The organism is Mesorhizobium sp. M4A.F.Ca.ET.020.02.1.1, assembly GCF_004022645.1.
Lineage (GTDB): Bacteria > Pseudomonadota > Alphaproteobacteria > Rhizobiales > Rhizobiaceae > Mesorhizobium.
In genome coordinates this window covers 1-8,638 of the sequence record NZ_RZOI01000197.1, presented here as the reverse complement: position 1 = coordinate 8,638, position 8,638 = coordinate 1, and the positions used below count along the sequence as shown (strand labels likewise).

The 8,638-nt window shown below is 64.2% G+C and carries 7 protein-coding genes and 1 pseudogene; all 8 read right to left on the bottom strand.

What is annotated here, in order from left to right:
* On the bottom strand, positions 1-634 hold a 634-nt coding region (locus EN742_RS14770), incomplete at its 3' end, for an AMP-binding protein (protein WP_148670108.1).
* 154 nt (positions 635-788) lie between these two features.
* On the bottom strand, positions 789-2,222 hold the full coding sequence (locus EN742_RS14765; RefSeq protein WP_126056187.1) for an APC family permease: 1,434 nt from the start codon (positions 2,220-2,222) through the stop codon (positions 789-791).
* Between the two features lie 99 nt (positions 2,223-2,321).
* On the bottom strand, positions 2,322-3,485 hold the full coding sequence (locus tag EN742_RS14760) for a LysR substrate-binding domain-containing protein (protein ID WP_189375324.1): 1,164 nt from the start codon (positions 3,483-3,485) through the stop codon (positions 2,322-2,324).
* Between the two features lie 6 nt (positions 3,486-3,491).
* The gene (locus EN742_RS14755) at positions 3,492-4,832 is read right to left on the bottom strand and encodes a glutamine synthetase family protein (protein WP_126056185.1); all 1,341 of its coding nucleotides are present in this window, start codon (positions 4,830-4,832) and stop codon (positions 3,492-3,494) included.
* Positions 4,822-5,511, bottom strand: coding sequence for a TetR/AcrR family transcriptional regulator (locus tag EN742_RS14750; RefSeq protein WP_126056184.1), 690 nt, complete (start codon positions 5,509-5,511; stop codon positions 4,822-4,824). The genes EN742_RS14755 and EN742_RS14750 overlap by 11 nt, the downstream gene beginning before the upstream one ends.
* Positions 5,508-6,797 carry an alpha/beta fold hydrolase gene (locus EN742_RS14745; protein WP_128332959.1) on the bottom strand — a complete coding sequence of 430 codons (1,290 nt, stop codon included), beginning with the start codon at positions 6,795-6,797 and terminating at the stop codon, positions 5,508-5,510. Before EN742_RS14745 ends, EN742_RS14750 begins: the two co-directional genes overlap by 4 nt.
* Before the next feature lie 6 nt (positions 6,798-6,803).
* Positions 6,804-8,114 carry an acyl-CoA dehydrogenase family protein gene (locus EN742_RS14740; RefSeq protein ID WP_127404779.1) on the bottom strand — a complete coding sequence of 437 codons (1,311 nt, stop codon included), beginning with the start codon at positions 8,112-8,114 and terminating at the stop codon, positions 6,804-6,806.
* 18 nt (positions 8,115-8,132) lie between these two features.
* A pseudogene (locus tag EN742_RS14735) lies at positions 8,133-8,638 on the bottom strand (peptidase M29); the annotation flags it as partial.

Below are 8,638 nucleotides of genomic sequence, written 5' to 3'. Positions count from 1 at the left end.
CCTTCGGCGAGCCGGTGGTGCCCGAGGTGAACCCAAGCAGGGCCACGTCGTCGCGGCCGGTCTCCACCGCATCGAAGACGACCGGCTTGTCGAGCGCCGCGCGGTCGAGTTCTGCGTCGTGATTGGCCGTGCCATCGAAGCCGACGACCTGCTTGAGGAAGCGGCTGTCCTTGGCGCAAGCCACCATCTCGTCCATCAGCCGCGTATCGCATAACGCAAGCGTGATCTCGGCCTTGTCCACGATCTGTGACAGTTCGCCTGATCGCAGCATCGGCATGGTGTTGACCACGACCGCGCCTGCCTTGGTGGCGGCCAGCCAGCACGCCACCATTGCCGGGTTGTTGGCTGAGCGGATCAGTACGCGGTTGCCCGGCCGCAGGCCGTAGTTCTCTACGAGCGCGTGCGCCAGGCGGTTGGTCCAGTCGGACAGTTCCTTGTAGGTCCTGCGGCGACCGTTGCCGATCAGCGCGACATGATCACCGAAGCCGCGCTCGACCTGCCGATCGGTAAGCTCGACCGCGGCATTCAGATGCTCCGGATAGTCGAACCCATCGAGCGGAAGGTCCGGCCATTGATCGCCGGGCGGAAGATTGTCACGCGCGAACGTATCGACATGTGCAGACCGACCAAGCATTCGCAAACCTCCACCCGTCGTGAAATGTGCAATGGAAACGACCAGCCGACGGTGGCACAGGAGTCCAGTTGTTTAAAGCTTAAAATGTTTGGCGCTGATATCACTTCCGTTTGCTGGCGGAAGCGCGACCACGCACGCTTCCGCATAGGCAATATCAGGCCTGATTTTCACCCATGCGGGCGAAGCGGGCCGGATCTGCCCTCTCCAGTCGCAGCGACAGCCCATATCCGACCACGGCGGCGGCCGGGATCAATGCCGGCAGGATGAGCCCGAGCGCGCCGCCGGTGGTGCCGGTGAGGTCGCCAAAATGCAGGAAGATGTAGACGAACAGGGCCGCCATGATCAGCCCCGACAAGGCAGGCAGGACCACAGTCGACAGCGCCGGCGCGCCAGCCTGCTTGTTGCGGAAGAAGACGATCACCGAAAGCGAGGTGACGGTCATCATGCCGAGCACGCCGAGCGTGCCGACCTGGCTGATCCAGGTGAACATGTTGAGCACCGGATCGAGCCCGAGGCCGGCAAAGATCGCCAGCACGATCAGGGCGCCGATCGTCTGCACGACCGAACCGATGTGGGGGCTCTGGTGATCTGCATGGGTGCGCCCGAAGGCGGCGGGCAACAGGCCTTCGCGTCCTGCCACGTAGCTGTATCGGGCGATGTAGTTGTGGAAGGCCGACAACGCGGCAAAGAGGCTCGATACGAGCAAGATGCCGGCAATCGTCGGTATCGGCCCGCCGACATAGCGCCCGGCCAGATCGAAGAAGAGCGCTGAAGGATCGCCATAGCCCTGGATGGTCGGGACCAGTTTGTCGGCACCTATGCCAACGATCATCAGCCAGGTGGTGAACACGAAGAATATGCCGATCATCAGCACCGAAAGATAAGTGGCGCGCGGAATGGTGCTTTCCGGGTCTCGGGCTTCCTCGGCATAGATCGTGGTTGCCTCGAAGCCGATGAAGGAGCCCAGGCAAAAAAGGATCGCAGCGGTCAGCGAACCCGAAAACATCGCATTCGGGTCGAAGATATTCAGCGCCAACCCATTGGCGCCGCCCTTGCCGAGAATTGCAAAGTCGACAATCAGGACAATCAGATATTCGAGCGCGACGGCAACGACCAGGACCTTTGCCGACAGATCAACCTGACGGTAGCCCAAAATGGCGACCAGGACGACGGCGATCAGGCTCCATCCCCACCAGGGCAGGACCAGCCCGAGCTCGCTGAAGACACCGGAGGCGATGCCGCCCAGCAGACCAATCAGTCCGAACTGCATGGCGTTGTAAGCGACCAGCGCGACGACCGCCACGGCGCCGGCGGAGCGCCCGCCGAGACCGCGCGCGGCATAGGCGTAGAAGGCGCCGGCATTGGTGACATGCCGCGACATGGCCACGTAGCCGGCCGAAAAGGCGAGCATCACCAGCGTCACGAAAATGAAGGTCGCTGGAATGCCGGCGCCGTTGCCAAGCATGAACGCCAGCGGCATCGCGCCGGCTACGCCTGTCAGGGGAGCCGCCGCCGAGATCACCATGAAGGTCACGGCGATCAGGCCCAGCGAATTCCTGCGAAGTTGATTGCTTCCTGCGGTACTCATTTCTGTCGTTCTCCCTCTCTGTTCCCCATGGCCGATTGACCGGTCCATTGTTTGTTGGTGTCTGTGTCCTGTCCGCTCGGCCGTTTCGTCCGGCCGTCATCACTCTCCGTTGGCGGCATGCCCGAAGGACCCCCGGCATTTGGCCAGAAACTGCCCGACCCATTCGCTGCGGCCGTTGCCGCGTGGCGTGATCGCCACGACCGCCCCTTCCGGGAAGTCCTCGTCCAGCGGTATGGCGAGGATCTCCTTGCCGTCGGGCGCGGTCCTGGCCTGCGGCGCTTGAGGGACGATCGAATACCCAAGACCCTGCGCGACCAGGCCGCGCACCATGGCGAAGGAAGGCGACTGGAAGCGGATGTGCGGCTGCAGCCCGCCGCGCTTGAACAGGCTGTCCGTGGCCGAGCGCACCGAGGGATAATCCAGCAGGATCATGGGCAGATCAGCCAAATCGCTGAGCCGCAGACTGGATCTGCCGGCCAGCGCGTGGGTGGCGTTCAACAGCACATGCGGAGCCGGAGGGCAGACCAGTTCGGCATCGAGGTCAGGTTCGTTCACCGCCCCGAAAGTGATCGCTGCCTCAATCCTGCCGGCGCGCATCTGCTCGATGAGATCGTCATGGTCGGCTTCCAGAAGGCGGATGTCGACATCCGGCTGCTGGCTGGCGAAGCCGGCGACGAGGCCCGGCACGAATTGCGGTCCAAGCGTGATGAAGAAGCCGATGCTGAGATGGTTCTCCGGGTGTGGCGGCCGATGGTCATCCGGCGCGATCGGGATGGCGCGCCGATAGCCGCGATTGCCATAGACCAGCGGCGAGCGCTGCGCCGAAAGGTCGATGGTCCCGGCCTCGCCGATAAAGAGGAAATGGGTTCCCCACATCAGCGCCGTCTTGAGTTCGCAGTCGAGGGAAACGACGGCGCCATCGATGATCGGCGCGCCAGTCACGCCGGGATGCCAGGCGATCGCGTCGAACCGGTCCTGGTTCAAATGCTGGAGGCGGCCGGAGAAGAGATCCGAGACGAAACTCTGGTTCCCGCTGAGCACATTGGCGCAGAACCGCCTGTTCTTCTTGATCGCCTCGCATGCCGGGCTGAGGTGATGGACGCTGATCAGCAATGAAGGCCGGCTGGTATCGGCGGACACTGACGTCATCGATGAAACGGTCACACCGAAACGACCTGCCTCGCCGTCCGTGGTCACCACGGTGACGGCGGCGGCCACGCGGCTCATGCCTTCGATGAAACGGGCGCGCAGATCGGTATCCATGGTCATTCACCCCAGGTCGAAGAAGCGTTCCAGTTCGACGTCCGGAACCTTGCGGCGGAACTCGTTGTGCTGGCTTTCGCGGGTGGCCGTGAACGCCTCGACAAAGCGTGCGCCCAGCCAGTCCTTGGCGAAGGCGGAGCCGCGCAGCCGGTCGATCGCCTCCGGCATCGAGCGGGCGAAGTCGCGGGCGGGTTGCTGCGCATAACCCGAGCCGATGGTTTCGGGATTAGGCTCGATCTCACCGATGACGCCAGCAACCCCGGCCGCGATGGTTGCGGCGGCGGAGAGGTAGGGATTGGAGTCTGCGCCGGGCAGGCGATTTTCCACCCGCAGGGACCCCGCGTCGTGACCGACGAGGCGAAAGCAGGTGGTGCGGTTTTCGAAACCCCATGTCAGGCCGGGTGGCGCGAAGGTGCCGGGGGCGAAACGCCGGTAGCTGTTCACCGTCGGCTGGAAGACCAGCGTCGTGTCGCCGACATAGGCCTGCAGGCCGCCGAGGAAGTGGCGGAAAGTGCGGCTGACGCCGTTCTTCTCCTTCGCGTCCCAGAACAGCGATCTGCCTGTCTTGTCCTTCAGGCTGATGTGCAGGTGGATCGACTGGCTATCCGCCTTTTCGTTCCAGCGCGGCATGAAGGTGACCGACCGGCCCTGCCGCAGCGCCAGCGCGCGGATGAAGTTCTTCAGGAGAACCAGCTGGTCGGCCGGCTCCAGGCCTTCGCCGGCGCCGATGCAAGCCTCCATGAAACCAGCGCCGATCTCCTCGTGCATCTTGGCGAGGTCGATCCTCAGCGGCTCGCACATGGCGGCCACGGCCTCGTACCACTCGGTCTGGACGACCTGGTAAAGGATCAGGTCGTGGCTTGCATGCGCCGTCGCGGTTTTCAGATTGCGGTAGCCCTTGGCCTTCGCGCTCTCCGGCGTCTCGTCGAACAGCGTGTATTCCAGCTCCATTCCGTATTTCGGCACCAGCCCCGCTTCGCCGGCACGGGCAAGAACGGATTTCAGGATCGCGCGGGGGCATATCTGCGCTGAAGCGCCGGTGTAGTTCGACAGCACCAGCAGGTCATGCCCGGCCTTCGACCACGGCAGGCGGCGGGCGGAACCGGGATCGAGCTGCAACGGGTCATCGTGGAAATCACCCTTATCGTCATTGACGCCAGGAATGATGAGCATCGCATCGGTCGGGTCCAGCGCCAGTTGCGCGGGGGCCATGCCCATGCCGTTCTTGGCAATGCCCTTGAGGCTGTTGGCCGAGACCATCTGCCCGCGCAGCAGCCCGTTGGTATCGGTCATCGCGACCGTGGCAAAGCGGCTGGCCTGGTCGGCCAGGTAATCGTCAAGCGTCATGTTGCACCTGATTGAGGGAATGGGCGCCGATAAGTCGTGCGAGTTCGGCGAGATCGGTCTCGGGTTGTGTCGAATAGGCCTTGAGGAATACCTTGAGGCCGTTGTGCAGATAACGAGCGATCTCGGCGCGCGAGGGCGAGTGGTCCGGCATGTAGAGGGCCTGCGTGCGCGGCGCCGACAGGATCAGGCCCCATAGATCCTGCGCGGCGAGTTCGGCGTCGTCGAAGGCCAGCCGGCCGGCGCGTCGCTGGCCTTCCAGATAATCCATGATGCCGCGCAGCAGGCGGTCCGGCCCCACCTCCTGATAGGCGCGGCCGATCTCCGGAAAGCGTTGCACCTCGCCGATGATGAGCCTTGCCAGCGACAGGAGGTCCGGACGCAGCACGGTGTCGGCGTAGTCCCATGAGAATTCCAGCAGGTCCGCCACCATGCCGCGATCGGAAGGATGTTCGAAGACCGCCAGCATCTGGTCGCGCTCGCCAAGCATCATGGCCGAGAACAGCGCCTCCTTGGACTGGAAGTACTGGTAAAGCGTTGGCTTCGACAAGTTCGCCTCAAGAGCGACGGCATCCATGTTGGCGCCGGAATAGCCCATTTCGGAAAAGACCTTCAGCGCGGCTTCCAGGATGCGCCGCTCGCGCTCGATCTTGTTTTGCTGTCGGCGGGACAAGGCGGTCATCGCGGTAGTTTCCTCAGGAAATCCAGCAAGATGCGGTTGTAGGCCGCGGGCTGCTCGACATTGCAGACATGGCCGGCATCCGCGATGGTCTCGTAGCGGATGTCTGGCCGGAAGGCCTGGTCGAGTATTCGTCCGGCAACGCCGCGGATCTCCGATGGCGACGCCAGCCGGTCGTGCTCGCCCGTCATCATCAACACCGGCATGGTCAGGCGCGAGAAATCGAAACGCTCGGAGGGATTGGTGAAGCAGACGAGCGCGTCGCGATAGGTGGCGGACGGGATCGCCGCCATCGACCGGAAGAGCTGTTCCTTCACCGCGTCGGAGGCGTTCGGCCCCGCCAGCACTTCCACCACCGCGGGAGCGAAATCGGCCGGCGTCTGGCCGGCATCCAGCGGCACCTTGCGGCTGACACGGAAGGTCTCACGCTCCTCGAGGCTTGCCTCCGACATGCCGGTGCAGCCACCCGAAAGGACCAGCCCCGCCAGCATCTCCGGGTGGCGCATGGCGAAGGAGGTGGCGATCCACGAGCCCAGGGAGAGGCCGACCAGCACCAGCCGATCGGCGCCAAGTTCTTCCTTCACGCGCAGGATGTCGTCGCAGTAGTCCCCTACGGTCGACTGCATTCGCCCGAGCGCGCTGTCGCCGTAGCCGCGCAAGTCGAGTGCCGCCGCGCGCATAACGCCGCCTGCGGCCGCGAGTTGCGGCAGCCAGTTGCCGCGCGAGCCGCCGATGCCGTGCAGGAACAGGCAGAGCGGCCCGTCGCTATCCGTCGTCGTTAGCGCGAGGCGAGGCTCGCCATCGATGACTATGTCCCGCGTGGCGGCAGAGGCGGGCAGGGGCCTTGGCTGCTCCGCCGCGTCGGTAGCGAGCGTTGTCTCCGACAGGGCGGCGATGCCCGCTTCGAAGATCGCCTTCGTGCCCTCGCAAATCGCCTGCAGACGCGGCGACGCGGCTTCGACCCGCGCGCTCCAGCGCAGCGTGCTGCCGCCATGATCGCCGGCGCCAATGGCAATGCGGCCGTCATAGGATTGCGCACCGGCAATGCCTTCGAGATGTGTGTAGGCAAGCGTGTGGTCGCTGTCGCTCAGCCAGGTGAGTTGCTCGCGATAGACGGTACCCTCCCCATGGGCGGTAAAGGCGCGAACCAGCGTGCCGCGTGCGTCGTGCTCGGCGTGGATGGTGGCGATGGCCGGGTGCCATTGTCCGCAGAAATCCGAAACGACGGACCACACCGCCTCCGGCGAGGCGGCTGAGACGCCGACGACCTCGACCGTTTCGCGCGCCATTGGCGTCTACCGGGCCGACCGCGCGGCGCCGTGCTCGCCGCGCCACAGCGACATACGGGCGCCGCCTTCATCGCCAGGGGCGGAGTCGATCTCGTCCATCTCGTAGAGCGCCAGCACCGAGAGGTAGTCCTCCATGATCTCGGATGTGAAGGGCAGCATCAGCGCGCCGCAACGGCTGTCTCGGTACATCCGCTCCAGCGGCAGCGATTTCAGCATCGACTGGCCGCCGCAGGTGCGGATGGCCATCGACGTCATCTCGGCCGCGCCTTCCATGACGTTGTATTGCGCGGCGTACATGCGCAGCACCTCGCCCTTGGTCGGAAAGCCTTTCGACTCGCCGAAAGCCTGCCACCACAGCGCGCGCATGTTCGCCAGCCGGGCGTACATCTTGCCCACTGCGATACGCTTGGTCGCATACATGCGCCGATCTATCGGTGGCTGGCCGGGCACCTTGCCCTTGAGATAGTCGACCATGAAGTCGAAGGCGCCCTGCGCGATACCCATATAGGTGGGCGAAAGGGTCACCATCATGTGAGGCCAGTTGGGCAGTGTCTTGCCGAAGATGCCCCGCGGCATCAAGAGGTCCAATTCGGTGACGAAGACGTCCTTCAGGATGAGGTCGCGGCTGTTGGTGCCGCGCATGCCGAGCGGATCCCAGTCGCCCTTGACGCTGAGGCCCGGCGCATCCTTGTGGACGACGAACAGCATGGTGTCCTCGTGGCGCGGCTCCCGACCCTCGAACACCTCGGTGCAAACGATGGTGTAGTAGTCGCAATAGCCGGCCAGCGAGGCGAATTTCTTGAAGCCGTTGATCTTCCAGCCGCCGTCGACCTTGCGGCACTGCGTCTGGTTCGGCTTCGAGGTCCAGTTCTGGCCACCCTCGGAGATCGGCTGCGAATAGATCGCCTTTTCGGCGATGGCGCGGCGGAACTGGCGCTCGCGCAGCGGCGCGAATGCCGCCTTCTCCTGGGGCGTCAGGTTCGGCATATCGAACATGAAGCGCGACCAAGCCATGGACGAGTTGTGCATGTTGAAGGTCAGTGCGGTGGCGCCGCAGTATTTGCCGATCTCGGCGCCGACCATGGCATACTCGAACATCGAGAAGCCCCAGCCACCGAATTCCTCCGGGATGCAGAGCCCGAGAAAGCCTTCAGCCGCCAAATCCTTGTAGTTCTCGACCGGGAAGGAGGCGTCATCGTCGATCCCCTTGGCGCGCGACGCGAATTTATCGCGGCCAAGCTCGTTGACCAGCCGCAGCTTGGCTTGCACCTGCGGGCGGATGCGGGAGAGGTCGTAGTAATCGGCAATGTCGCTCATGGTCTTCTCCGAGGGGCGTCAGGACGCCAGTTCGCCTTGCAGGAGGCCGTCCTTGACGACGACGTTCCCGTCCAGAGTTATCGTGCAGTTGCGCATCGGCAGGTCGAAATGACCGAGCGTATAGCGGCCGGCATACTGGTTGGCGCCTGTAGACCACAGGAACGATCCCGCCAGCGCGCGGAACTCCACCGCCTGCATGTCACGCTTGTCGTACATGGCGGCCGAGACCCAGCGGGCGCGCGGATGCATACCCCAGCCGACATGGCTCATGCCGTAGGCGTTGCGGTCGTTCCAGGCTTCCATGTATTCGCGAAAATGGATGGCATCGACGCCGTCGCCGTTGATGGCGGTGACGAAGTCGTCCTCGATGGTGAAGTCGATGCGGCTGGTGAGCGTCGTCTTGAACGTAAGGTTCATGTCGCCCACGTCCATGACGATCCGGCCGTTGACGCAGTTCTTTCCGGGAAAGGCGAGGCAAAGCCCGCCCGGCCAGTGCGCCACCGCGCCGGGCGTGGTGCCGAAGC